Here is a 23,393-nt window from a genome sequence, read left to right as displayed (position 1 = left end):
CCATGGATCTTCGATGCTGTGAAGTCGCGGGTGGGGCGGGATGGCCGCCGGCGGTGGGGAGAGACTCGACCCGCCGCTTGATCTTGTTGGTCGGGGCGACAGGATTCGAACCTGCGACCCCCACACCCCCAGTGTGATGCGCTACCAGGCTGCGCTACGCCCCGACCGAGCGCTGCCCTCTATGCGCGTCGCGCGCCGCTTGCAAGCGCTAAGGACGGCCGGTTGCCACAGAGGCACGCGCATGATAGCGCGCGCCCCTTGAACGGCCCGGCGTCCGCGGCCTTTTTTCATCAGGTTTCCAAGCACCCATGCTCGTTCCCAAAGCTTTTGCCCAGTCCGCCGGATCGGCCGCCCAGGGCGGTGCCCTTGCGTCGTTCGTGTCGATCGCGCCGCTGATCCTGATCTTCGTGGTCTTCTACTTCCTGATGATTCGCCCGCAGCAGAAGCGGATGAAGACGCTGCAGACGGCGATCGCGAACGTGAAGAAGGGCGACCAGGTCGTGACGGCCGGCGGCCTGCTGGGTCGCGTCACCCGCGTCGAGGACGCGGTGGTCGAGGTCGAGATCGCGCCCAACACCCGCGTGCGCGTCGTCAAGGCGACCATCGCCGAGGTGACGGCGCCCGCCGGCGCCAAGCCCGCGAACGACTGATGCTCGATTTCCCGCGCTGGAAGGTCCGGGCCATCTGGCTCGGGGTCCTCATCATGGTGCTGCTCGCGGTGCCGAGCCTGCTGCCGGAGCGCACCCGCGCCCAGCTGCCGGGCTGGGTGCCGACGCCGACGATCAACCTGGGCCTCGACCTGGCCGGCGGCAGCTACATCCTGCTGGAGGCCAAGACCTCCGACGTCGCGACCACGCGGCTGGAGCAGATGCGGGAACAGGTTTCGACCGAGATGCGGCGCGCCCCGCGCGTCCAGATCGGCGACATCTCCACGCGCGGCGGGCGGCTGTCGTTCATGGTGCGCGACGTGGCGCAGGTAGACGCGGCGCGCGAGAAGCTGCTGTCGATCACCGGCGGCGGCGCGGGCCTGACGGGCCAGCGCGAATGGGACATCGAGGTGGTCGACCAGACCCGCTTCGTGCTGACCCAGACCGACGCGGGCCTCACCCAGGCCGTCGACCGGGCGATGGACGACGCGACCGACGTGGTCCGCCGCCGCATCGACGAGCTCGGCACGCGCGAGCCGACGATCATCCGCCAGGGTTCGAACCGCATCGTCGTGCAGGTGCCGGGCCTGGACGATCCCAAGGCGCTGAAGGACCTGCTGGGCAAGACCGCGCGGCTGGAGTTCAAGCTGGTCGACACCACCGCCGATCCGGCGGCGGTGCTGCGCGGTGACGCGCCGGTCGGCAGCCAGATCCTGCGCTATCAGGGCACGGGCCAGCCGATCGCGGTCAAGCGCAACACGATCATCTCGGGCGACCAGCTCGCCGATGCGCGCCAGTCCTATGACCAGAACGGCCAGCCCAACGTCGACATCACCTTCGACAGCGTGGGCGGCCGGCGCTTCGCGACCGTCACCCGCGAAAACGTGAACAAGCCGTTCGCGATCATCGTCGACAACCAGGTGATCTCGGCACCCAACATCAACGAGCCGATCCTGGGCGGCCGCGCCTCCATCGCCGGCGGCTTCACCGTCGACGGCGCGAACCAGCTCGCGATCGCGCTGCGCTCGGGCAAGCTGCCGGTCGACCTGACGGTGGTGCAGGAAAGCACGGTCAGCCCGGAACTGGGCGACGATTCGATCCGCGCCGGCATCCTCGCCTCGGTAATCGCGGCCGTCGCCGTGATCGCGTTCATGATCCTGACCTATGGCCGGTTCGGCATCTATGCGACCACCGCGGTCGTCATCAACGTGCTGGTGATCCTGGCCGTGATGGGGATGCTGAACGCGACGCTGACGCTGCCGGGCATCGCCGGCTTCGTGCTGACCATCGGTACCGCGGTCGACGCCAACGTGCTGATCAACGAGCGCATCCGCGAAGAGCGGCGGCGCGGCCGGAGCGTCATCCAGTCGCTGGAGCTGGGCTACAAGGAAGCGAGCCGCACGATCTTCGAGGCGAACGTGACGCACGCGATCGCGGGCCTGATCATGCTGCTGCTGGGCTCCGGCCCGATCCGCGGCTTTGCCGTGGTGCTGCTGCTCGGCATCGCGACCTCGGTGTTCACCGCCGTCACCTTCACGCGCATGCTCGTGTCGGGTTGGGTTCGCAAGAACCGGCCGACCGAGATCCATATCTAGGACGCCCCCCATGCGCCTTTTGAAAATCGTTCCCGACAACACGAACATCCAGTTCGTCCGCATCCGTCACATCGCCTTTGCGATCACGGCGCTGCTGACGATCGCGGCGGTCGGGCTGGTGTTTGCGCGCGGCCTGAACTTCGGCGTCGACTTCGTCGGCGGCGTCGCGATCGAGGAGAAGTTCGTCACCGTGCCGCCGCTCGACCAGGTGCGCAGCGCGGTGGACGAGCTGAACGTCGGCGAGGCTGCGCTCCAGCAGCTGGGCAGCGACGCGAACAGCATCTCGATCCGCCTGCCGCTGGCGGACGACGCGCCCCCGGGTGCGGCCGACGCGGTGGTGGAGAAGGTGAAGGCAGGGCTGGCGGCCAAGTTCCCCGGCGCGACCTTTTCCAACTACACCACGGTTTCGGGCAAGGTTTCGGACGAGCTGATCCGCAACGGCGTGCTCGCCGTGCTGCTGGCGGTGGCCGGCATCGCGGTGTTCAGCTGGTTCCGCTACGAATGGCAGTTCGGCGTGTCGACCGCGGTCGCGATCCTGCACGACGTGCTGATGACATTGGGCTTCTTTGCGCTGACGCAGATGCCGTTCGACCTGAACATCGTCGCGGCGGTGCTGACGATCATCGGCTATTCGATCAACGACAAGATGGTGATCGACGACCGTATCCGCGAGAACATGCGCAAGTTCCGCAAGATGGACATGCCGCAGCTGATCGACCTTTCGGTCAACGAGACGCTGCCGCGCACGGTGATGACCTCGCTGACGATCCTGCTGGCGCTCGGCTCGCTGCTGATCTTCGGTGGCCATGTGCTGCGCGGCTTCACCTCCGCGATGATCCTGGGCGTGATCGTCGGCACCTATTCGTCGATCTACGTGTCGTCGTCGCTGCTGATCACGCTGAAGCTGAAGGCGGGCACGAAGGTGGGTTCGTCCGAGCCGACCGCCGCCGAGCGCGCGCAGCCCTGATGCGGCTCGACAAGGCAGGCGGGGCCGAGGGGCCGCTGATCTCCGGGATCGTCGGCCGCGGCTTTCGCGTGGACGACGGCGTCTACGAGGGCCTGCTGATCACGCCCGAGCGGGCCGACGGGTGGACGCCGCCTGCGCTGGCGGAACTGACCCTCGAGGCGCTGGCCCCGGTGCTGGCGCTCGATCCGCTGCCGGAGTTCCTCATCCTGGGCACCGGCAGCCGGATGCTGCGCCCGTCTCCGGCGCTGGTGGCGGCGCTCGAAGCCAAGGGCGTCGGCGTCGAGCCGATGGACAGCCGGGCGGCGGCGCGCGCCTGGGGCGTGCTGCGTGCCGAGCTGCGCTGGATCGCGGCAGCGCTCTACCCGCTCGACTGAGCGCGCTTTTCCGCCACCAATGCCTGCAGGTGCGCGAAGAGCGCGTCGCGGTTTGATTCCCAGCTGAAGCGGGCGGCGGTCGCCTGGACGGCATCGGCGGCGGGCGGGTTCGCGAGCAGCGCAGCGATCGCTTCGGCGAAGGCGGCGGGTTTGCGGGCGACGATGCGGCCGGGGGCGGGGTCCGTCACCACTTCGCGCGCGCCGCCGGCATCGGGAATCACGATCGGCGTGCCGCTGGCGAGCGCCTCCACCCAGGCATTGGCGAGGCCTTCCGAGCTGGAGGCGAGCGCCATCACGTCGGCGGCGGCAAGGACCGTCGCCATCTCCTCATGCGGAACGGCGCCGAGCAGGCGGATGCGGTCGCGGGCGCCGCTGCCGGCGATTTGCGCCTCCAGACGCGAGCGCTCCGGGCCTTCGCCGACGATCCACAACGTGACTCCGGGCAGGCTGGCGACCGCGTCGGCGACGATTGCGTGCCCCTTGCGCGGGATCAGTGCGCCGAGCGACACTACCAGCGGGCCGGTGACGCCGAGCTGCGTCTTTGCGGCGGCGCGGGGGAGGGTGCCGAAGCGGCTGCGGTCGATGCCGGTCGAATGGACCGTCGGGCGCGGCATTCCCAGCGCGACCATGTCGTCCGCCATCGCCTGCGACACCGCGAGCAGCCCGTCGGCGCGGCGGCCGGCCGCCTGGACCTGGGCGGCGGTGGCCGGGGCGGTGCCCCAATGGTGGATGTCGGCGCCGCGCGCCTTGATCGAGACGGGCACGCCGAAGCGGCGGCCGAGCGCGACTGCGGCGGGACCATCGGGGAAGAAGAATTGCGCGTCGATCACGTCGAAGGGGAAGTCGCCACGAATGTCGGTGAGCAGGGGGGTGAGGGTGCGTGTGAGCAGGGGGGCGTGCCAGCGGCCGGCGGTGCCGGGCAGGTTGGGGAAGCGGGGACGGTGGACCTCCAGTCCGTTCCACCGTTCCTGGTAGGGAAGCGCAGCGAGCGGTGCGTAGCGGGCGAGGCGGGAGAGCGGGAAGGCCGGGAGGCCCACCGGCGCGACCACGCGCAGGTCCACGTCCGGACGCGCGGCGAGGCCCAGCGTCTGCTTCTCGACGAACACGCCGAAGTTGGGGCGGCTCGCGTCCGGGAACAGCGTCGAAAGGGTCAGCACGCGCAGCATTGCCGGTGGCTAGCGGCTCTGGTCCCGCCCGTCACTAGGGCGGGGCGCGGGCCTCAGCCGCCCTTTACCGCGGAGGCCGCTGCGGTCTGCCGGCGACGCGCCTCTCGCATCGCATCGGTCTCGGTCAGGTCCACCACATGGACGGTGAGGTCGCCCATGCGCTGCCGAAGATGGCTTCCGGTCGGCACGTCCATCGCGCCGCGGACGGTGAAGCGATCGATCCGGTAGATGCCGGGGTGCCCGGGCTCGGCCTCGAGCGGGACGTAGCGCCGCTCTCGCACCTGCCGGAGAATGCCGGGCTCCCACTGGTCGAGACCGGAGGTACGCAGCACCTCGACCTCTGCCGTCTGCCCGTTGGCGCGGATCCAATATCCGACGTCCGCGAAGCGGATGCGCGAATCGTGCCATGGATTGAGGTGGACACCGAAGGGCGGCGCCGGCGGATTGTTGTTCGCGAGCGGCGGGGCGAAAAGCAGCTGCGGCTGCACGTCGGCGGACTGGCGCAGCCGCGCCGCCAGGGCTTCGATCGCCCCCTCGTCCCCCTTGCGGATGGCGATCCGCGTCCGCAGGACCTCGCGCAGGTCGACCATCAAGCGATTGTCCGTACCGGCCAGGCTGACCGCCTCGTCGGCGAAACGCTGTGCCTCCTTGAACCGGTCGCGCAGCAGCGCAAGCCAAGCGCGCCGGAACGCGGCGCCGGCGGCGATGCCTGGATGGCCGCTCCCGGCTGCACGCTGCTGAATGGTGCGATAGGCGGAATTCGCAGCCCCCGGGGCACCGAGCCCGACCAGCGAGTCGGCAAAGCTGAGCTCCTCGCGCAAGGTGGCGAGGTTCGTCTCCCCCAGATGGCGGCGCAACACGAGCACGTTGTTTCGGGCCGCGGTCCGCCACAGATCGGTGTCGCCCTCATGCTCCGCGACCGTCGCGAGAGTCGCATAGAGGCTGGAGACCGGTCCCGGCAGCTCGGCGGCGTGGTTCCGGTTGCGCCGGATGGCCGTTTGCAGGGTGCGGCGGGCATCGGTGTAGCGGCCGTCGGCGAACTGCTCCACCGAGGCCTCCAGCGATGTGTCGACCTCTTCGGCGGGCGGGCAGTTGCGGGCCAGGCAACGCGCCAGTTCCTGCTCGGCGCGGTGGCCGACGACGATGACGTCGCCCGCAGGCGGGGGCGGGGCGGCGGCTTGCGCCAGCAGGAGCAACACCGGACTAAGCATGGGTGAAAGCTCACCCCACGCCTGTGGGTTGTCAAGCGTGAGGAGAGCGTCGGCAGCCGCGCCCCGGCCTATGCCTCCAGGCTGTGTTCCAGCGTGATTTCGGCCCTGAGCAGCTTCGAAATCGGGCAGCCGGCCTTGGCTCCTTGCGCGATCTGTTCGAACTGGTCCTCGGCGATGCCGGGGACGCGCGCCTTGAGCGTGAGGTCGGAGCGGGTGACGGCGAAGCCGTCGCCTTCCTTGTCGAGCGTCACCTTGGCGGTCGTCTCCAGCGTGCCGTCGCTGAAGCCGGCTTTTGCCAGCGCGAAGCTCAGCGCCATGGTGAAGCAGCTGGCATGGGCGGCGGCGATCAGTTCTTCCGGATTGGTGCCGGGCTCGTCGCCGAAGCGGGTGCCGAAGCCATAGGGCTGGTCGGAAAGAACGCCCGACTGGGTGGAAACGGCGGCCTTGCCGTCCTTGCCGAGGCCTTCATAGCGTGCCGAACCGCTGCGGATCATCTGCTGCTCCTGGTCAATTTGGGGTAGGCGAACGAAAACGGGCGGCGGAACCTGTCGTTCCGCCGCCCGTCCGTAGCGTCAGTCAGCCGAGGCTTAGCGGCACTTGCTGCCGCTGCGCTCGATCTCGCGACCGGCCACGGCGCCGGCTGCCGCGCCGAGCAGCGTGCCGACGGTGCGGTCACCCCGGGTGTCGATGGTGCGGCCGACCAGCGCGCCGGCGACGCCGCCGACGACCAGGCCGGTGGTGCCATCGGGCTTGCGGCAATAGCGGCGGCCGTCACGACCCTTCCACTCGCGATACTTGTAGCGCTTGTGCGACTGCGCCGAAGCCTGGTCGGTCGGAACCACCGCGGCGACAGGAAGAGCCAGCGACAGCGCGGTGAGCGCGAGAACCATGTTACGCATCAGAAAATCCCCATTAGCGAATTGCTGACCCTATAAACGCAGGTTCTACGTGGCAGTTTCATGAACGAAACGATGTGTAACGTTCAGGTTTCGGTTCAGGTTTCGTACAAGGGGACGTCGCCCATGCCTGCTCTCCATTCCCTCGACGCGGAGGCGGCTGAACTGGTCGCAACGCTGGAGCTGACCCCGCATCCGGAGGGCGGCTGGTACCGCGAGACTTGGCGGGCGCCGGAGCCGGAGGGCACGCGCGGGGCGGCGACCGCGATCCTGTTCCTGCTTGCGAAGGGCGAGCGGTCGCACTGGCACCGCGTCGATGCGGACGAGCTGTGGCTGTGGCATGCGGGCGCGCCGCTGCTGCTGTCGCAGGCGGAGAGCGACGGGGCGGCGGTCGAGCGGCGGACGTTGGGCGGCGACGTGCTGGCGGGCGAACAGCCGCAGCTGCGGATCCCGGCGGGCTGGTGGCAGGCGGCAGAAGCCGAGGCGGGCTGGACGCTGGTCAGCTGCGTTGTCGCGCCGGCGTTCCGCTTCGACGGCTTCGAGCTGGCGCCGCCGGGGTGGGTGCCTGGGCGGTCCTGAACGAGCGGGGCCGTTCAGTCGAGCGGGTAGCGGGCAATGGCCTCATAGCTGGCGCCGTCGCGGGTGAGGGTACTTTCGAACAGCAGCATGTGGGTGAGCGAAAAGGGTTCGCTCGCAAGCCCGGCGTGGCGCGCCAGAAAGGCATCGGCCGGGCCGGTTGCGGCATTCAGGCGCGCCAGGGTGATGTGGGGGTGAAAGGCGCGGCCCTCGTGCGGCAGCCCCACGCGGGCGAGTGCCTGGTCGACCTTGCGGTGGAGCGCGGCGACCGCGTCATGCGGATGCACCCCGGCCCAGAGTGCGGTGGTGCGGCCCCGGCGATCGAAGCAGCCGACGCCGTGGAGGCGCAGGGTCATGGCGGGCGCGCGAACGCCGTCGAGCGCGGTGGCGATGTCCTCCGCCACCGGGCGCTCGACGTTGCCGATGAAGCGCAGGGTCAGGTGAAGCTGCTCCTCGTCCTGCCAGCGCGCGTTCTCGACACCCTCCATCAGCGCCAGCAGTTGCCGGCGAATCTCGGGCGGGGGGCGCAAGGCGACGAACAGGCGGTGCATTACAAACTGTTGCTACGCCGGCCGGCGCCGGAGGGCCAGCCCGGCCCCGGCTTGAATTCAGACAGTCCAGGGGCATATGAAAGCATGCCCGGCATCATGCCGGTGAAGAGGAGTTTTTTCGAGATGGCCAACTGGTCGGATCCCCGAACGACCGCCGCGCCGTTCGCAACGGCCGCATCGCGCGCGCAAGCGTATGATGCGGGGCTGCGGTCCTATATGCTTTCCGTGTACAACTACATGGCGTCGGGCGTTCTGCTGACGGGCATCGTCGCGCTGCTGTTCTCGTGGGGCGGCACCAGCTCGCCGGCCGCTGCCGTGTTCCTGTCGCCCGGCCCGCTCAAGTACCTCATCATGTTTTCGCCGCTGGCGTTCGTGATGGTGCTGAGCTTCGGCATCCAGCGCCTGTCCTATGGCGCGACGCAGGCGCTGTTCTGGGCGTTCGCGGCGATCATGGGCCTGTCGATGTCGACGATCTTCCTGGCCTATACGGGTGCGTCGATCGCGATCACCTTCTTTGCGACCGCGGTTGCGTTCCTGTCGCTGAGCCTGTGGGGCTACACCACCAAGAAGGACCTGTCGGGTTTCGGCACCTTCCTGATCATGGGCGTGGTCGGCATCATCGTGGCGTCGCTGCTGAACCTGTGGTTCCAGTCGCCGGCGGTCAATCTGGTGATCAGCGCGGTCGGCGTGCTGCTGTTCGCGGGCCTTACCGCCTATGACACGCAGCGCATCAAGAGCATGTACGCCTATGTCGCGGGCACGGACATGATGGGCAAGGTCGTGATCATGGGCGCGCTGTCGCTCTACCTCGACTTCGTGAACATGTTCCAGTTCCTGCTCTCGTTCCTGGGCAGCCGCGACTAAGCGGCCGGCACAGGGCAGAAGCCTTTCGGGGGCTCGGCGAGCGATCGCCGGGCCCCTTTTGCGATGTCGTGGCGCCACCGGAACGAGCCGGGCCGCCGCTCGTTTTTTGACTCGAAGGTTTTCGAGGAGAGAGTGATGAGCGGAGACAAGGACTCGATCGACCCGGCGGCCATGGAGACCATGTCGGTGGCGCCGGAGGATCCGGGCGAGACGCGCCGCGACGCGGGGCATGACGAGTCGATCAACGAGCGGCTGCAGCGCAATCCGGAGAGCAAGGATGCTCGATTGGACCGCGCGCTGGACGAGTCGATGGATGCATCCGACCCGCCCGCGTCGACCCAGCCGATCCACAGCAGCAGCCTGCCTGCCCCCTCGTCGGGCTATGACGAAGAGGCGGAGCGCAAACGCGCCGAAGACAATCAGGGCTGAGCCAGTCCGAACCGGAACCAGCCGACGCCCGGTGCGGGGGAGCTTTATCCCGCGCGCCGGGCGCGGTAGCGTGTGGCCCATGGCATCCTGGTTCCGCGTCCCCACGCTCCGTGCGTTCCTGGCCCTTCTGGGGGCCGCGCTGTTGTCGCTGGGGCTCACGGCACCTGCCAGGGCCGGGGTCACCATCAGCTTCTGGTCGCACGAGTTCGGCAACGAGTTCCCGCACGCGTTTTTCGTGCTGGAGGGGACGCCCGATGCCGGTGGGGAGCCCGTACAGCTGAGCTATGGCTTTACCGCCAAGGCGATCACACCCGCCATCCTGATGGGGACCGTGCCGGGGCGGATCGACGAGACGAAGCAGAAGTACATCGAGAACAGCGACGTCCACTTCTCGGTGATGCTCACCGACGCGCAATATGGCGCCATTCTCCGGCTGGTGGAGGAGTGGGGCGAGAAGGGCGACCATCGCTACAGCCTCAATCGCCGCAACTGCGTGCACTTCGTGGCGGAAGCGGCGCGGCGCGCCGGGCTGACGGTGGTCGAGAACCCCAAGCTGATGAAGAAGCCGCGTTCCTTCGTCCATTCGCTCGAGCCGATGAACGAGGGCCGGGTGCGCCTGCTGGAGATGGAGGGCGAGGCCTTCTACGCCCTGGCGGACCGGGCGACCGCGCCGACCAGCGTCGCGCCGGCGGTGCCGCAGGTCGCGACACCCGATACGGCTGTACCGGTGAGCCAGACGGCAGCGACGGGCAGCAACTAGGCCGTCGACCACCTGAGCCGAACACCGCATCCTCAGCCGCGTAGCGCGGCGAGGCGGGTGAGGGCGGTGCGGTCGAAGGTCCAGACGAGCAGGGCATAGAGGAGCGCACCGCCGGCGGTGAGCGCGGCGAGGCGGGGCGCGAGCGGCCAGTCGCTCGCGAGGCTGCGGCCGGCCAGCACGAGGCCGGCCATGATCGTCGCGAGCGTGAGCGGCCGGGCGACTGCCGCGAACTGGCGCGAGACGGGCAGCGCGGCGACCCGGGCGAGCACGCTGGCACCGGCGGGGATCGTCACCAGCATCCGCGCGCTGAACGCGGCGACGGCGCCGACGAAGCCGAGCTCGCGGGTGAACAGCACGGCCGCCATGGCGAAGCCGAAGCTGATCGCGGCGTTCATCACCAGCGGCCCCTGCACGTCGAGGGTGCGCATGAGGCCAGGGCTGAGAAGCCGCGTCATGCGCAGGCCCCAGAAGACGGCGAGCAGTTGCACCGCCGGTACCGCCGCCTGCCACCGCGCGCCGAAGACGAGCGGAACGGCATCGCCCGCGACCGCGGCGAGCCCGAAGAACAGCGGCAGGACGGCCAGCGTGATCGCGTGGGTGCCGATCACGAAGATGCGAGCGAGGTCGTGGCCTGCACGGTGTGCGGTCGCAAAGAAGCTCAGCGAGACGCGGCCGACCGAGGCGGTGATCATCGCCCCGAGCTCGTCGACCAGCCGCATGGCGAAGTTGAGCAGGCCGAGGTCGTGCAACCCGTGGAACTTGCCGAACAGGAGCAGGAAGCCGCGTACCGAAAGCGCGGTCAGCGCCGTTTCGGCCATGATCAGCCAGCCCATGCGCAGCAGCGGCGGGAGGCTCGCGTCGAAGCGGCGCCAGCGGGGGCGGCGTGGCTGGGTGCGCCACAGGAGGAGGACGCTGGCGGTGCTGCCGAGCAGGCTGCCGGCGACCAGGCTCCAGGGGCCGAGGCCGGCGGCGGCTGCGGCGAGCGTCCCGGCGATGCTGACGAGCTTGAACCACAGCATGCGCAGGGCAAGGCTGCGGGTGCGCATCTTGCGGGTGAGCAAGGCGGTCGGGAACTGCACCAGCGCCTGGAGCAGGCAGTCGAGCGCCTGCACGCCGATCAGCCACAGCAGCAGCGGCGCCCCGTAGAAGCGGGCGATGGGGGCGGCGATCAGCCAGCTGACCAGGGTCGCCAAGGCACCGAGGGCGAGCAGCACCCAGAAGAGCTGGTCGCTCAGGCGCGGCAACAGCTGCGGCGTGCGGAGCATCGCCTGGGGAATGCCGGCGAAGGCGAGCAACTGGACGATCGCGACCACGGCGAAGGCGACCGAGGCGAGCCCGAAGTCGGACGGGGTCAGCAGTCGTGCCACCACCAGCGTCGAGGCAAGGGTCGCGACCGCGGAAAACAGGCTCTCCGCCGCCGCCCAGGGCGCCGCCCGGCGCAGGCGCGCGAGCAGGCCGGTGCGCGTAGCGGTGCGGGGGCCGGGCAGGCTGGCGGTGTTCAGGAGGAGGTTCCCGGCGGTGTGCCGGTGGGGAGGGGAAGCGGCATGCGCTCAGCCCCCGCGCAACGTGGCGGCGCCGATCCGGCGCGCCTTTTCGACGCCGCGGACCAGCAACGAGCGCGCACGCTCGGCAGCGGTGAGCGGCTCCAGCACGCGGCGGGTGTCCTCGATGGTGGAGCCGTATTGGACCTCCATCACCGGGAAGGGAAAGACGGCGCGGATCGCCATGCCGTGCGCCCAGAACCGGTCCATCTCGTCATCGATCGGACGCTCCACGCGGCGGATCGAGCGGCGAAAGCGCGCGGCGCCGCGGCGGGTGAGCAGATAGGCCTGGGTGCCATAGGCCTTGCCCGAGAAGCGGGCGATGTGGCGGTGGAGGAAATGCGCCTCGTTGCGGATGCCGGCCGGCACCTTCGCGTAGAGGCGGAGATAGTCGATCGGCCCCATCGCCGCGACCGCAGCGTCGAGCCGCTGGAAGAAGACGGGATCGAGCAGGAGATCGTCCTCCAGCGCCAGCAGCAGATCGGCATCGCTGTTGAACAGGAAGTCGGCCCAGAGCGCCCAGTGGCTGGCGAAACAGCCGAGTTCGCCGGGCGTGAGCACGCGGCCGCGGGCGATGCGGGCGCGGGCGGGATCATAGGAAAGCTCCGGCGGCGGCGTGCGCCAGCCGTCGAAGAAGCGCCAGTCGAGGCCGGTCGCATCCAGCTGCTCCGCCATGCGCGCGCGTCGCTCGACCGAGCCGGGCAGGCTGATCACCCGCACCAGGACCCGCGGCGGGGGAAGGGACGTTGTGGTTGCCGAGGTCACTGCGCCTGCCCGGCAGACGGGGCGAAGTAGCTGCGCGCGTAGCCGGCCGCGCCGGCGAGTTCCCACCAGAGGGTGGACGGGCGCGCCCGCATGCGCCGCGGCAGACCCGCCCAGCCGCGCAGGGCCGCGCGCGGCGCGCGGTCGTGGAGCAGCAGCTTGGCGTGGTAAGCGCCGCGGCCATAGTCATAGGCCTGGAACAGCCCGCGGACGTCCGCCGCCTTGCGGCCATGGTGGTGCGAGACGACGATGCTGGGGTCATAGGCCCCGGCCCAGCCGCGCAGGCTGCACCGGCAGGCGGCGTCGATGTCTTCCGCCGGAAAGCGGGCGCCACTCCCGAACAAGGGATCGAAGCCGCCGATCGCGTCGAGCGCGGCGCGGCGGAAGCCGAGATTGGCGCCGCGGATCGCGCCGGGCGGCAGGTAGCGGCCCGGCGGGAAGTGGCGCGGTTCGGTCGATTCGTTGACGGTGGCGGGGAAGCCGGCGGGATCGTGGAGCAGGATGCGGCCGCTGACATAGCCGAGCTCCGGCCGCGCGAAGGCGGCGACCGTGCGGGTGAGCAGCGCCGGATCGGCGTAGCAATCGTCGTCGGTGAAGGCGATCAACCGGCCGGCAGCGACCGCCAGGCCGGCGTTGCGCGCGTTGCTGAGGCCGGGAACCGGCTGGTGGGCGATGCGGACGGGGAACGGGACGCGGGCGGCGAACGCCTCGATCGTGGTCCGGGTCGCGTCGGTGGAGCCGTTGTCCACCATCACCAGTTCCCAGCTGCTGGAAAAGCGCAGGCCGGCCACCGCGTCCAGGCAGCCGCCGAGCTGGGCGGCGCGGTTGCGCGTGCAGATGATGAGCGAAATGTCCAAGCCGTCCTCCGCCGGGAATACGGCTTGTCTATCGTCCCCGGGCACAGAACGGGAACGGGACTAGAGCCGAAATGGTCGGACACCGCGCCTCCGTGCAGGGGCATGGCGCGGCGCGGCGCCCGCGGCATCCCCTCCGAACCGGTCCGATCCGGCAGCGCACGGCGCCAAACAGAAGAGTAGGCAGGCGTCAGGTTCGGGGAACAGGGGGGCGGCATGGGAGTGGTGGGGATCGCTGTGCTCGCCGCAGGCACCATCACCACCATCGCGGCGCCGGTCTCGCTCGACGATCTGGCCGAGGACATCGCCAACCGGGCGCGCCTCGGCATGGAGGCGCGCGTGGTCTACGACGACAACATCCTGCGCCTGGACGGTGACCAGCCGGTGGCGCCGGACCGCAGCAAGGACGACGTTCGTACGACCCTTTCGGCCGTGGTCGACGTGGCGCAGCGGGTGAGCCGCCAGCGCCTGTTCCTGCGCGGGGCCGCCGGCTATGACTTCTATCGCGAGAACCGCTTCCTGAAGCGCGAGCGGATCGACGCGACCGGCGGCGTCGATTGGCAGGTCGGCACGCGCTGCGATGGCGAGGCCTCGTTCCGCTACGGGCGCGGCCAGACCGACCTCAGCGACCTGGGCGCGCCGGTGCGCAACACGCGCGAGAGCCGGACGCTGACGCTGGACGGCGGCTGCACGCTGAGAGCCGGGGTACATCCGGAGATCGGCTATCGGCGCCGGGTGATCGACAACAGTGCGGCGGTGCGGCTGCGGAGCGACCTGCAGGCGGAGCGCGTCTCGGCCGGCATCGCCGTCAACCGCGGGGGGCGGCTGGGGCTGGCGCTGGCCCTCTCGTCCGAGGCGCTCGATTTCCCGAACCGGTCGCTTGCCGATGGACGGCCGGACGCCACGCGGGTGCGAAGCGCCACCGGGCGCGTCACCGCGCGCGGCGCCGCGCTGATCGCCAGCGGGGTGCTCGGCTATGTCGCGGCCGACAGCCGGAATGCGGGCGCGCGCGACTTTTCAGGCCTGGTCGGCGGGGCCTCGCTCGCCTGGACCCCCGTGCCGCGGCTGCGCCTGCGCGCGTCGGCCGGGCGCGACGTGGATACGAGCGGGGACGTGGCTGCCGGCTATTACCTGGCCGATCGGGGCGAACTGGTCGGCCGCTATGGGATCGGGCGCGCGGTGGATTTCGAGCTCGCCGGCAGGATCGAGCGACGACGCTTTCGCGCGGTGGATCTGGCGAGCGCCGGCGCGCGCAGCTTCGACCGCACGGCGGAGGCGCGGGCCGCGCTCGGCTGGTCCCCGGTCGAGCGGTTCCGGATCGGGCTAGAGGCGGTGCACGCCCGCCGCACCACCGACGCGCTGTACGGCACCTATCGCAGCACCCGGGGCATGCTGGTCCTGGGGCTGGCGTTCTGAAGAAAGGGGAAAGCCATGGGCAAGGGGAAATGGGCCCGACGGATCGCCGCCGCGCTGGCGGCAGGGATGCTCGCCGGGACGAGTGGCGCGCAGGCGCAGGCGCCGATGCAGGGGGGCGGTGGGCCGGCGCCTGCGGAGGCCATGGCGGGGGCGGCCGGTGACTATCGTCTGGGGCCCGACGACCAGCTGGAGGTCACCATCTATGGCCAGCCCGACATGCCGCTGCGGCTGCGGATCAAGCAGGACGGCAGCGTCTCGCTGCCGCTGATGGGGAGCGTCACCGCGGCAGGGGAGACCCCGGTCGGCCTGGCCGAGAAGATCCGCGCCGGCCTGGTGCAGGGAGGCTATCTGCGCGACCCGCGCGTCAACGTGGAGGTGACGAGCTATGTCAGCCGCAGCGTGACGCTGCTGGGCGCGGTGGTGCGCCCCGGCATCTACCCGCTGCAGGGCGCGCAGCCGCTGTCGCGGGTGCTGGCGACGGCGGGCGGGCAGCGCGAGGGGAGCGAGACGGTGTTGCTGCGCCGGGGCGACGCCGCCCCGCAGCGCTTCCCGATCGAGGCACTGGCCCGCGGCGGGGCCGGGGATCCGGTGTTGCAGCCGGGCGACCTGCTGTTCGTTCCGGCAGCCGAGCATTTCTACATCTATGGGCAGGTGCGCGCGCCCGGCAGTTTTCCGATCCGGGCGGGCATGACCTTTCGCCAGGCACTGTCGCAGGGTGGTGGCCCCAACGACGCGGGCACGCAGAACCGCATCCGCCTGACCCGGCGCGGGCAGCAGAGCGAGATCGCCGACCTGGACGCGCCGATCGAGGACGGCGACGTGATGTTCGTCCGCGAGCGGCTGTTCTAGCGCGGTGGCGGCCGAGGCGGCATCGGCGGCAAGCCGGGCGGACCCTGCGGAGGCTGCGAATGCGCCCGCCCATGCGCCGCGGCTGCGGCGGTTCGCCCTGGCGACGCTGTGGCTGGCGCTGCTGTTCAACATCGCGCTTGCCTGGGTGAACGCGCATGCCATCGCCATCAACGGCAGCGTGGTGACGGCGGTCCAGGGGCTGGTGATGGCGCTTGCCCTGGCGGCCGGGCTGCTGCGGCGCCGCGGCGGCTGGCGGCGCTGGACGGTGCTGCTGATCGCGGCGTGTCTCGCGTGGCTGCTGCTGTCGGTGGTGCGCCAGTCCTTGGAGCTCAAGTTCCTGGGCGATGCGGTGCTGATCCCCGCCTTTGCGCTGCTCGGCACGTGCCTGGGCCGGCGCGAACTGGTGCGCTGGCTGCTGGCGGCGCAGCTGCTGATCAGCCTGATCGCCGCCTGGGAGCTGGCCGTGCCGAAGAGCTTCGCGGCGACGTTCAACGTCACCGCCTATTACGTCAACACGCGCGGGATCGAAGCGGAAACCTTCTGGTCGGGCGAAGGGGAGGGGCTGTTCCTGAACGTGGAGCGTCCGAGCGGGCGCAACCTGTTCGCAAGCTCCGGGCTGAACCGCGCGACCTCCGTCTTCCTGGAGCCGGTGTCGCTGGGAAACTGGACGATCGTCGTGCTGATCGTGCTGGTGACGCTGTGGGGGCGGATCGGCTGGGCCACGCGGGCGACCTTGGTGCTCAGCGACCTGTTCCTGGTGGTGGCATGCGACGGACGGTTCGCGCTGGTGTGCGCGTTCGGCATTCTCCTGGGCGTGCCGTTCGGCCGCTGGGGGCCGCGGCTGTGGCCGCTGGTCTACCTGCCCGTTCTGGTGGCGACGCTGTTCGCGCTGCGGGCGGCAGAACTGCTGCCGCGCGGTGGCGACACCTTTGCGGGGCGGTTGCGCAAGGGAGTCGACTATCTGGGCCGGCTGGAAGTGGCGGACGTGTTCGGGGGCCAATCGAGCGCCAACATCTATGCCAATGCGGATGCCGGCTGGGCCTATCTGATCCAGTCGCAGTCGCTGTTCGGCTTCCTCGCCTTCTGGCTGCTGGTCGTGCTGATGGCGCGCGAGCGCACCGCCGAGCTGCGCGCCTTTGTCAACGCAACCGCCATCTATGTCGCGCTGTGCATGCCGATCAGCTACTCGTTCCTTTCGATCAAGACGGTGGCGCCGATCTTCGCGCTCTATGGCTGCCTGATCGCGGTGGCGCGGCGTTCGATCGGGCCGAGCGGGCTGATGGGGCTGCCGATCCGGACGGGGGCGCCGCGGGGGCAACCGCCCCGTGTGGGGCCCGCGCTTGCCGCCTTCGGGGGCGGCTGATGCAGCGTGGCCGGCCTCCGCACCGCGTGCGGCGCAACCCGGTGCTGGGCGAAGCGCTTGCCGCCTGCCGTGCCCACCTGGTCCATGCGGCGCTGTTCAGCGCGCTGCTGAACCTGCTCTACCTCGCGCCGTCGCTCTACATGCTGCAGGTTTATGACCGGGTGGTGCCGACGCGGGGCGTGATGACCCTGGGCATGCTGACGCTGATCTTCCTGGCAGCGGTGGCGACGCTGGGGGTGCTGGACCTGTTGCGCACCCGCCTGCTGATCCGCGCCAGCGCGCGGCTCGACCGGCTGCTGGGGCCGGCGTTGATCGGAACGCTGCTGCAGGCGCCGAACGCGCAAGGCCAGGGGGGCGTGCTGCTGCGCGAGTTCGACACGCTGCGCCAGACGATCACCGGCCTTGGCATGATCGCGCTGTTCGATGCGCCCTGGTCGCCGATCTACATGCTGGTGTGCTTCCTGCTCCACCCGGCGCTGGGCGTGATGGCGGTAGCGTGTTCGGCGATCCTGCTGCTGCTCACCTTTTTGAACGAACGCGGCACCAAGGCGCTGATCCAGGATGCCTCCGCCGCGCAGCAGCATGGCTATCAGCGGGTGGACGCGAGCCTGGCGGCGGCAGGCGTGGTGCGGGCGCTGGGCATGCAGCCAGGGCTGGTGCGGCTGCACCTGCGGGACCGGCAACTCGCGCAGGCGCTGCAGACGCGCGCGGCCTTTGTCGGGGCGCGCTATCTCACCCTTGCGCGGACGGTGCGGATCGCGATGCAGTCGCTGGCCCTGGGGCTGGGCGCGTTGCTGGCGATCGAGCAGCGGATTTCTGGCGGGACGATCTTTGCCGCGTCGCTGCTGATCGCGCGGGCGCTGGCGCCGATCGAGGGGATCACCGCCGCCTGGCGCAACATGATCCAGGCGCGGACCGCCTATGGCGCGCTGCTGGGGCTGTTCGACGCCGCTGGGCCCACCGGCGGGCAGACGCGGCTGCCGGAGGTGCGCGGCGACGTGGCGGCCGAGCGTCTTTCCGTCGCCGATCCCGAAGGCGCGCGGCTGGTGCTGCACGGCATCGACCTGCGCATCGCCGCGGGGGAGATGGTGGGGGTGATCGGGCCGAGCGGTGCCGGCAAGTCGACGCTGGTGCGCGCCCTGGTCGGGGCGCAGCCCGCAGCCGCCGGGACGGTGCGGATCGACGGCGCCGCGCTCGCCGACTGGCCGGCGGAGCAGCTGGCGGCGGCGATCGGCTATGTCCCGCAGGAGCCCACGTTGTTCGGGGGCACGATCAAGCAGAACATCGCCCGGTTCCGGAGCGCGGAAGGGAGCGAGGGGGCAGCGCTGGACGCGGAGGTGATCCGCGCCGCCCGCCAGTGCGGGGCGCACGACTTCATCCTGCGGCTGCCCCAGGCCTATGACACGCGGCTTGGATGGAACGGGGCCGGGCTGTCGGTGGGGCAGGCGCAGCGGATCGCGCTGGCGCGCGCGCTGTTCGGGCGGCCGCGCGTGCTGGTGCTGGACGAGCCCAACGCCAGCCTGGACGCCCAGGGCGAGGCGCAGCTCTCCGCGGCGCTCGCCGAGCAGAAGCGGGCGGGCGTCACCATCATCGTGGTCGCGCACCGCACCGGTATCCTGGCAGCGAGTGACAAGCTGGTGGTGCTGCGCGACGGCCGGCTGGAGATGTTCGACACGCGCGAGGCCGTGGTCCGCCAGCTTTCAAGCGGCCGCGCGATCGCGGACGACGCGGGGGGGAGCGCATGAGCCGGAGCCCGGTGGGAGGAATCCGAGGTGCCTTGGCGCCACGACGCGTGCCCGCCGCAAGCGTGACCGGCGCGGCCGGCGTGGCCGGAGCGGGCGATGCTGGCGCCGACGGCGTGGAGCGGGAGGGGCGGATCGGCTGGCTGCTGGTGCTGCTGTTCTTTGGCGTCTTCCTGGGCTGGGCGGCGTTCGTGCGGCTGGATGCGGCCGCCTATGCGGGCGGCGCGGTGGCAGTGGCGGGAAACCGTCAGGCGGTGCAGCACCAGCAGGGCGGCATCGTCGCCGCGCTGCTGGTGCGCGAAGGCCAGCGGGTGGCGCAGGGGCAGGTGCTGATCGAACTCGCCGGCAGCGAGACGCGCGCCCTGGAGCGCTCGCTTACCGCGCAGGTGATCGCGTTGCAGGCGCAGCGTGCGCGACTGACGGCGCAGCTGACCGGCGCGCCGCTGGAGCCGCCGCCGGGCTTTGCGAGCCTAGAAGGCGACGATCGTATCGAGGCGGAGCGGGCGATGGCCTTGCAGCGCCGCGAGCTCGCCGCGAGCGAGACGGCGCTCACCGACCAGCGGGTGGTGGTCGCGCAGCAGGGCGCGCAGCTGGTGTCGCGCAGCATCGGCATCCGCGAGCAGTTGCGGGCGATCGATGCGCAGCAGCGGCTGCTGGAGGACGAACTGCGCGGGATGCGGGCGCTGGCGGTGAAGGGCTTTGCGAGCGAGAACCGCATCCGCGCGCTGGAACGCAGCGCTGCCGCGCTGAAGGGCGAGGTGGGGCGGCTGCGCGCGAACGACGCGGAAGTGCGCGAGCAGATCGGCGAGAAGCAGCTGCAGAGCCGCTCGCTCACCTCCGACGACCGGCAGCAGCTGACGGACTTGCTCCGCACGACCGAATTCACGCTGAACGACCTGATGCCCAAGTTGAGCGCGGCGCGCGAGGCGCTGGCGAACACGCTGATCCGGGCGCCGGCGTCGGGCCAGGTCGTGGGGCTGACGGTGCACACGGTGGGCGGGGTGATCGGCGCGGGCGAGCGGCTGATGGAGATCGTGCCCGAGCGGGTGGCGCTGGTGATCCAGGCGCGGATCGCGCCCGACGACGCCGACGACCTGTTCGTGGGGCAGGAGGCGGAAGTGCGGATCCCGGCGCTCCATGCGCGGACGCTGCCGCCGATCCTGGGCACGATCAGCCGCTTGTCCGCCGACAGCTTCGAGGACCAGCGGACCGGCACCCATTACTACACGGGCGAGGTGGTGGTGCCGGAGGCGGGCCTGGCCGTCATGCGCCGCCACGCGCGCGGGCGGGAGATCAAGCCGGGGCTGCCCGTCGAAATCCTGATGCCGCTCCGACGCCGGACCCTGCTGCAATATCTTCTGGAGCCTCTAGACCAGAGTTTGTGGCAAAGCTTTCGAGAACATTAAAACATCGACCTGAACTCCGTTCGTCGTGGTTTCGGAACACAATCTTTTGCTTGACCGTTGAGACTGCGAAAGGAACTATCGTGGAGTCGGAGAGCGGGGCAGCCCGCCGAGGAGAGGATGACGATGAAGGTGCCGTTCGAACAGCTTGAAGACACGATGCCTGCATCGTTGGCACTGAGCTTCCTTATCTCAGCTGTGGTCGGTGCCGTGATCTGGTCGCTGGTGTTGTTCGCTATTCTCTGAACATCGGCTGCGGGCGGGGAAAACACTAGGCCGCGGGCAGGTTATTTGTGCAGCGCAACGGGCGTCGATCTTGGGTCCCATACGGGTAAGACTGGCGCCTTTGCTGTATTCAGCGGCGTTGAGCGCGGCGGAAGCAGGCTAGAAGTTCCGCAGGTGCGAACGTCTCGTCGGAGAACACAGCGGAGCCTCGACGTAGCTTCGTCGGGCTCCATTCGGAGCGTAGGATTGCGCGGCGCTCCAGCGACATCCGGCCTCCGCATGAAAGCCGGGCGGAGAGGCAAGTGCGCTGTGATGGCCGGCTGAGTCGCAGAACTGACGGAGCACCCGATTCGGGGTTTCAGGACGCGTCTGACACGACGCTGGTGTCCGATGGCGCTTTCCGAGGCGATCGATGGGTGCTCGCCGGCACGGCCCGTTTAATTGTCACACCTCCAGCGAAGGCGCGGTTGGCTCGTTCGAGGTCAGCCGCCGCATGCGGACGGGCCATGTCGCGGTGGTCTCCCAAGGTGGTGAGCGACGGTGAGGTCCTGCTGCGGGAAGCGGATGGGGAGCGACCTTGCCTTGGACGAGAGAGGTCCGGGTCGTAATGGCGCGCCGTGAAGTTCCCGGTCGCGGGACCGCGCCTGCCTAGAGGCGAGAAGGTCGCGCCGCTTCTTCCGGGTCGTGCGGGTTGCTGAAGACGTAGCGCGGCGTGTCGGCGTGCCGGCCCGCAGCGATGTTCGCGGCCGGCCGATCCCGACAGAGGCGCCAATAGGTGACGCTGCATCAAGCCGCGCGGCTGGTTCGCGTCCCTATTCGTGTCGAGAGAAGGCTGTGCCGAGCGCAAGGCGCCCGGATCAGGCCGCTCTGGCGCTCCGGCGGGGAGTCCTGGCCGTGCCGCGTGAGCCGTGCCGCGGATTAGACGCCGTCGTCGCCGAACGCCGGGGGCTCAGGCGTCGGCCGCTTGGGTGAGGGGGGCGAATACGAGCCGGTCGATGATGTCCGCGACCGCTCCTGCGTCCTCCTGGCGATCCGCTTCCAGCCACCACCGCAGGATCGCAAGCGTTGCGGCGACGCCGTGGGCGATGCCCAGGTCGCGGGGCAGCCATGGCTGGACGGGCGTCTCGACACCGCCGGCGGCGGCGATGGCGCGCGTAGTGATGTCGCGTCGCATGACCTCTCCCGCGCCGACGAGCAGGGCGCGGCACAGGGGGCGGCGGGCTTCGACGAACCTCGCCAGCGCCAGAGCCGCACCGTGCGTATCCTGTGCGATCACCAGCGGCGCGACGCGGGCGAGAAGCTCACCGATCCACTGATCGGCGATGTCGGCCAGCAATGCCTCCGTCGAGGGATAGTGGCGAAAGAAGGTCGCGTAGCCGACGCCGGCCCGCTTGGTGATCGCGGCCACGGTCACCTCCTCGAACGGCGTTTCCGTGACGAGGGCGAGCAGCGCGGCGTGCAGCGCGCGACGCGACTTGGCGATGCGGGGGTCCGCGTGTGCTGTGTCCCTTGACTTGCCCGACGGGGTCGCCACTTTATGATCCACCATGTATCATAACTAGGCGTATCGAGATGACCGATCAAGCGATCTCCGGTTTCTGCCCCGTGTCGGCGCGAGACGACCGCAAGTCGGCGGCTGTCGCGCGGGCGGGACAGGGCGGCGTGCAGATGCGCGTCGTGCGTGACTTCGCGGAAGCCCGCGGGCTGCTGCGCAATCCCGACGCGCGGCAGGCCGGGTTCCTGGCGGACCTGGTGAACAAGGTGTCGCTCACCCGCGCTCCGATCCTCTACCAGCACGGGGCGGAGCACCGGCGCCAGCGCGGCGCGACCGCGCGCTTCTTTGCGCCGCGAGTGGTCACCACCGCCTATCGCGCGCTGATGGAGCGCACGAGCGACGAACTGGTCGCGCGCCTCAGGGCGACAGGACGCGGCGATCTGGACACGCTCGGGCTGGAGATGGCGGTGACGATCGCGGCGGAAATCGTCGGGCTGACCGACAGCGAACGCGCCGGCATGGCGAAGCGGCTGGGCGCGCTGGTGACCGGCATGCCGCAGGGTGGATCGTGGCTGGCGACGATCCTCGGCTTCGCACGCGGGCAGCTGCGCGCGCTTAATTTCCTGCTGCGTGACGTCCGGCCGGCGGTCGCGGCGCGGCGTGTGCAGCGGCGCGACGACGTGATCTCGCACCTGCTGGACGAGGGCTATTCGGAGCGCGAGATCCTGACCGAATGCCTGACCTATGGTGCGGCGGGCATGATCACCACGCGTGAGTTCCTGACCATGGCCGGCTGGCACCTGCTGGAGGACGATGCGCTGCGCGACCGCTTCCTTGCGGGCGACGAGGGCTCGCGGATCGCGATCCTGGAGGAAATCCTGCGCCTGGAACCCGTCGTGGGCATGTTGTTTCGCAGGACCGAGGCCGAGAGCGAGGTCGTCGCGCTGGACGTGCGGGGTGCGAATGGCGATGCGGCGGCCGTCGGAAGCTGTCCGCATCGGCTCGATCCGGACCGAAGCCCGGCCGAACGGGTTGGACGCGCAGGGCTTGCGTTTGGCGACGGCGAGCATCGCTGCCCCGGAGCCCAGGTCGCGCTGCAAGAGGCGGCGATCTTCCTCGATCGGCTGCTGCGTGTCCCCGGCATCCGGCTGGCACGCACGCCGGACATCGGCTGGAACGCGCTGATCGCAGGCTATGAACTGCGCGGTGCGACGCTCGTGTGCGAAGGAGCAGCGGCATGATCGCGCGCTTCGCCATCGCCGCTGTTGCGGTGACGCTGCCGCTGGCGACAGCGGCACCGGCCGCCCCGACCAGTCCGGCCGGCCGCTGGCTGACGGAGGGCAATCAGGCGATCGTGGAAATCGCCCCCTGCGGGCCGGCGCTGTGCGGCGCGATCGTGAAGGTCCTGAAGCCCGATCCGAAGGCGCCGAAGACCGACGTCAACAATCCGGATCCCAGCCTGCGGAACCGCCCGACGAGCAGCCTGCGGATCCTGACCGGCTTTGCCCCGGACAAGGCGCGGTGGAAGGGGCAGGTGTACGATCCGCGCAGCGGCCGCACCTACAAGTCCTTCCTGGCAGTGCAGGCGGACGGGACGCTGGCGCTGACCGGTTGCGTCTGGAAGCTGTGCCAGACTCAATCCTGGCGGAGGGCGCAATGACCGGGCATGTCCGCGCCCCACGGCGTCAGCCCTGGGGCAAGGATCGC

At 70.2% G+C, this 23,393-nt stretch carries 24 protein-coding genes and 1 tRNA gene; 15 read left to right on the top strand and 10 right to left on the bottom strand.

Features of this window, described 5'->3' with window-relative positions; translation table 11 throughout:
* Positions 1-87 precede the first annotated feature (87 nt).
* Positions 88-164: transfer RNA gene (locus EDF69_RS15260), tRNA-Pro, on the bottom strand.
* Positions 165-308: 144 nt separating this feature from the next.
* Here EDF69_RS15260 and yajC point away from each other — a divergent pair.
* The 4 genes from yajC to EDF69_RS15240 are packed head-to-tail and all read left to right on the top strand — an operon-like array spanning position 309 to position 3,583.
* Complete coding sequence (gene yajC / locus EDF69_RS15255; RefSeq protein WP_125959927.1) at positions 309-650, top strand: preprotein translocase subunit YajC; 342 nt, start codon at positions 309-311, stop codon at positions 648-650.
* Positions 650-2,242 (top strand): protein translocase subunit SecD, encoded by a 1,593-nt coding sequence (secD, locus tag EDF69_RS15250; RefSeq protein WP_125959926.1) that lies wholly within the window; start codon positions 650-652, stop codon positions 2,240-2,242. Before yajC ends, secD begins: the two co-directional genes overlap by 1 nt.
* Positions 2,243-2,252: 10 nt before the next feature.
* Positions 2,253-3,209 (top strand): protein translocase subunit SecF, encoded by a 957-nt coding sequence (gene secF / locus EDF69_RS15245; protein ID WP_132883103.1) that lies wholly within the window; start codon positions 2,253-2,255, stop codon positions 3,207-3,209.
* A complete protein-coding gene (locus tag EDF69_RS15240) occupies positions 3,209-3,583 on the top strand; it encodes an Mth938-like domain-containing protein (RefSeq protein ID WP_132883104.1) in 375 nt (124 codons plus the stop codon). The genes secF and EDF69_RS15240 overlap by 1 nt, the downstream gene beginning before the upstream one ends.
* On the opposite strand, the gene EDF69_RS15235 is transcribed toward EDF69_RS15240, so the two are convergent.
* From EDF69_RS15235 to EDF69_RS15220, 4 genes are all read right to left on the bottom strand, one after another.
* Entirely contained in the window at positions 3,568-4,749 is a 1,182-nt protein-coding gene (locus EDF69_RS15235) for a glycosyltransferase (RefSeq protein WP_132883105.1), read from the bottom strand. The two genes, EDF69_RS15240 and EDF69_RS15235, sit on opposite strands and share 16 nt — an antisense overlap.
* A gap of 53 nt (positions 4,750-4,802) precedes the next feature.
* Positions 4,803-5,960 (bottom strand): hypothetical protein, encoded by a 1,158-nt coding sequence (locus EDF69_RS15230; protein ID WP_132883106.1) that lies wholly within the window; start codon positions 5,958-5,960, stop codon positions 4,803-4,805.
* 68 nt (positions 5,961-6,028) lie between these two features.
* The gene (locus EDF69_RS15225; protein WP_132883107.1) at positions 6,029-6,454 is read right to left on the bottom strand and encodes an OsmC family protein; all 426 of its coding nucleotides are present in this window, start codon (positions 6,452-6,454) and stop codon (positions 6,029-6,031) included.
* A 93-nt stretch (positions 6,455-6,547) separates the two neighbouring features.
* Entirely contained in the window at positions 6,548-6,859 is a 312-nt protein-coding gene (locus EDF69_RS15220; protein ID WP_125959920.1) for a glycine zipper 2TM domain-containing protein, read from the bottom strand.
* A 123-nt stretch (positions 6,860-6,982) separates the two neighbouring features.
* Here EDF69_RS15220 and EDF69_RS15215 point away from each other — a divergent pair, with 123 nt between their 5' ends.
* Positions 6,983-7,435 carry a cupin domain-containing protein gene (locus EDF69_RS15215; protein WP_132883108.1) on the top strand — a complete coding sequence of 151 codons (453 nt, stop codon included), beginning with the start codon at positions 6,983-6,985 and terminating at the stop codon, positions 7,433-7,435.
* A gap of 14 nt (positions 7,436-7,449) precedes the next feature.
* On the opposite strand, the gene thpR is transcribed toward EDF69_RS15215, so the two are convergent.
* Positions 7,450-7,983, bottom strand: a complete 534-nt coding sequence (gene thpR, locus EDF69_RS15210; protein WP_132883109.1) for an RNA 2',3'-cyclic phosphodiesterase — start codon at positions 7,981-7,983, stop codon at positions 7,450-7,452.
* A 123-nt stretch (positions 7,984-8,106) separates the two neighbouring features.
* Between thpR and EDF69_RS15205 the strand changes: the two genes are divergently transcribed.
* The 3 genes from EDF69_RS15205 to EDF69_RS15195 all read left to right on the top strand — a co-directional run bounded on the left by EDF69_RS15205 (position 8,107) and on the right by EDF69_RS15195 (position 10,036).
* Positions 8,107-8,847 carry a Bax inhibitor-1/YccA family protein gene (locus tag EDF69_RS15205; protein WP_132883110.1) on the top strand — a complete coding sequence of 247 codons (741 nt, stop codon included), beginning with the start codon at positions 8,107-8,109 and terminating at the stop codon, positions 8,845-8,847.
* Positions 8,848-8,982: 135 nt separating this feature from the next.
* Positions 8,983-9,276, top strand: coding sequence for a hypothetical protein (locus EDF69_RS15200; protein ID WP_125959916.1), 294 nt, complete (start codon positions 8,983-8,985; stop codon positions 9,274-9,276).
* Positions 9,277-9,355: 79 nt separating this feature from the next.
* Complete coding sequence (locus EDF69_RS15195; protein WP_132883111.1) at positions 9,356-10,036, top strand: hypothetical protein; 681 nt, start codon at positions 9,356-9,358, stop codon at positions 10,034-10,036.
* Positions 10,037-10,068: 32 nt separating this feature from the next.
* Here the strand turns inward: EDF69_RS15195 and EDF69_RS15190 are convergent, their stop codons facing one another.
* From EDF69_RS15190 to EDF69_RS15180, 3 genes are all read right to left on the bottom strand, one after another.
* A complete protein-coding gene (locus tag EDF69_RS15190; protein WP_165890007.1) occupies positions 10,069-11,403 on the bottom strand; it encodes an oligosaccharide flippase family protein in 1,335 nt (444 codons plus the stop codon).
* A gap of 183 nt (positions 11,404-11,586) precedes the next feature.
* A complete protein-coding gene (locus EDF69_RS15185) occupies positions 11,587-12,297 on the bottom strand; it encodes a glycosyltransferase family 25 protein (protein ID WP_132883113.1) in 711 nt (236 codons plus the stop codon).
* 41 nt (positions 12,298-12,338) lie between these two features.
* A complete protein-coding gene (locus EDF69_RS15180) occupies positions 12,339-13,196 on the bottom strand; it encodes a glycosyltransferase family 2 protein (protein WP_165890009.1) in 858 nt (285 codons plus the stop codon).
* A gap of 213 nt (positions 13,197-13,409) precedes the next feature.
* On the opposite strand from EDF69_RS15180, the gene EDF69_RS15175 reads away from it, so the two are divergent.
* Genes EDF69_RS15175 through EDF69_RS15155 form a run of 5 tightly spaced genes read left to right on the top strand, consistent with a single transcriptional unit; the run spans position 13,410 to position 19,969 of the window.
* A complete protein-coding gene (locus EDF69_RS15175) occupies positions 13,410-14,609 on the top strand; it encodes an outer membrane beta-barrel protein (RefSeq protein WP_132883115.1) in 1,200 nt (399 codons plus the stop codon).
* 15 nt (positions 14,610-14,624) lie between these two features.
* Entirely contained in the window at positions 14,625-15,458 is an 834-nt protein-coding gene (locus EDF69_RS15170; RefSeq protein ID WP_132883116.1) for a polysaccharide biosynthesis/export family protein, read from the top strand.
* A gap of 4 nt (positions 15,459-15,462) precedes the next feature.
* Positions 15,463-16,821, top strand: coding sequence for a polysaccharide biosynthesis protein GumE (locus tag EDF69_RS15165; protein WP_132883117.1), 1,359 nt, complete (start codon positions 15,463-15,465; stop codon positions 16,819-16,821).
* Positions 16,821-18,566 (top strand): type I secretion system permease/ATPase, encoded by a 1,746-nt coding sequence (locus EDF69_RS15160; RefSeq protein ID WP_132883118.1) that lies wholly within the window; start codon positions 16,821-16,823, stop codon positions 18,564-18,566. Before EDF69_RS15165 ends, EDF69_RS15160 begins: the two co-directional genes overlap by 1 nt.
* A 32-nt stretch (positions 18,567-18,598) precedes the next feature.
* A complete protein-coding gene (locus EDF69_RS15155) occupies positions 18,599-19,969 on the top strand; it encodes an HlyD family type I secretion periplasmic adaptor subunit (protein WP_165890010.1) in 1,371 nt (456 codons plus the stop codon).
* A gap of 1,171 nt (positions 19,970-21,140) precedes the next feature.
* Here the strand turns inward: EDF69_RS15155 and EDF69_RS15150 are convergent.
* Positions 21,141-21,740, bottom strand: a complete 600-nt coding sequence (locus EDF69_RS15150) for a TetR/AcrR family transcriptional regulator (protein WP_132883120.1) — start codon at positions 21,738-21,740, stop codon at positions 21,141-21,143.
* Positions 21,741-21,763: 23 nt separating this feature from the next.
* On the opposite strand from EDF69_RS15150, the gene EDF69_RS15145 reads away from it, so the two are divergent.
* Both EDF69_RS15145 and EDF69_RS15140 read left to right on the top strand, forming a co-directional pair.
* On the top strand, positions 21,764-22,927 hold the full coding sequence (locus tag EDF69_RS15145; RefSeq protein ID WP_165890011.1) for a cytochrome P450: 1,164 nt from the start codon (positions 21,764-21,766) through the stop codon (positions 22,925-22,927).
* Positions 22,924-23,346, top strand: coding sequence for a DUF2147 domain-containing protein (locus EDF69_RS15140; RefSeq protein ID WP_132883121.1), 423 nt, complete (start codon positions 22,924-22,926; stop codon positions 23,344-23,346). Before EDF69_RS15145 ends, EDF69_RS15140 begins: the two co-directional genes overlap by 4 nt.
* The last annotated feature ends 47 nt before the right edge of the window (positions 23,347-23,393 follow it).

Source organism: Sphingomonas sp. JUb134, assembly GCF_004341505.2.
GTDB lineage: Bacteria > Pseudomonadota > Alphaproteobacteria > Sphingomonadales > Sphingomonadaceae > Sphingomonas.
The sequence above is the reverse complement of the archived record's forward strand: the minus strand, read 5'-3'. Positions and strand labels throughout refer to the sequence as shown.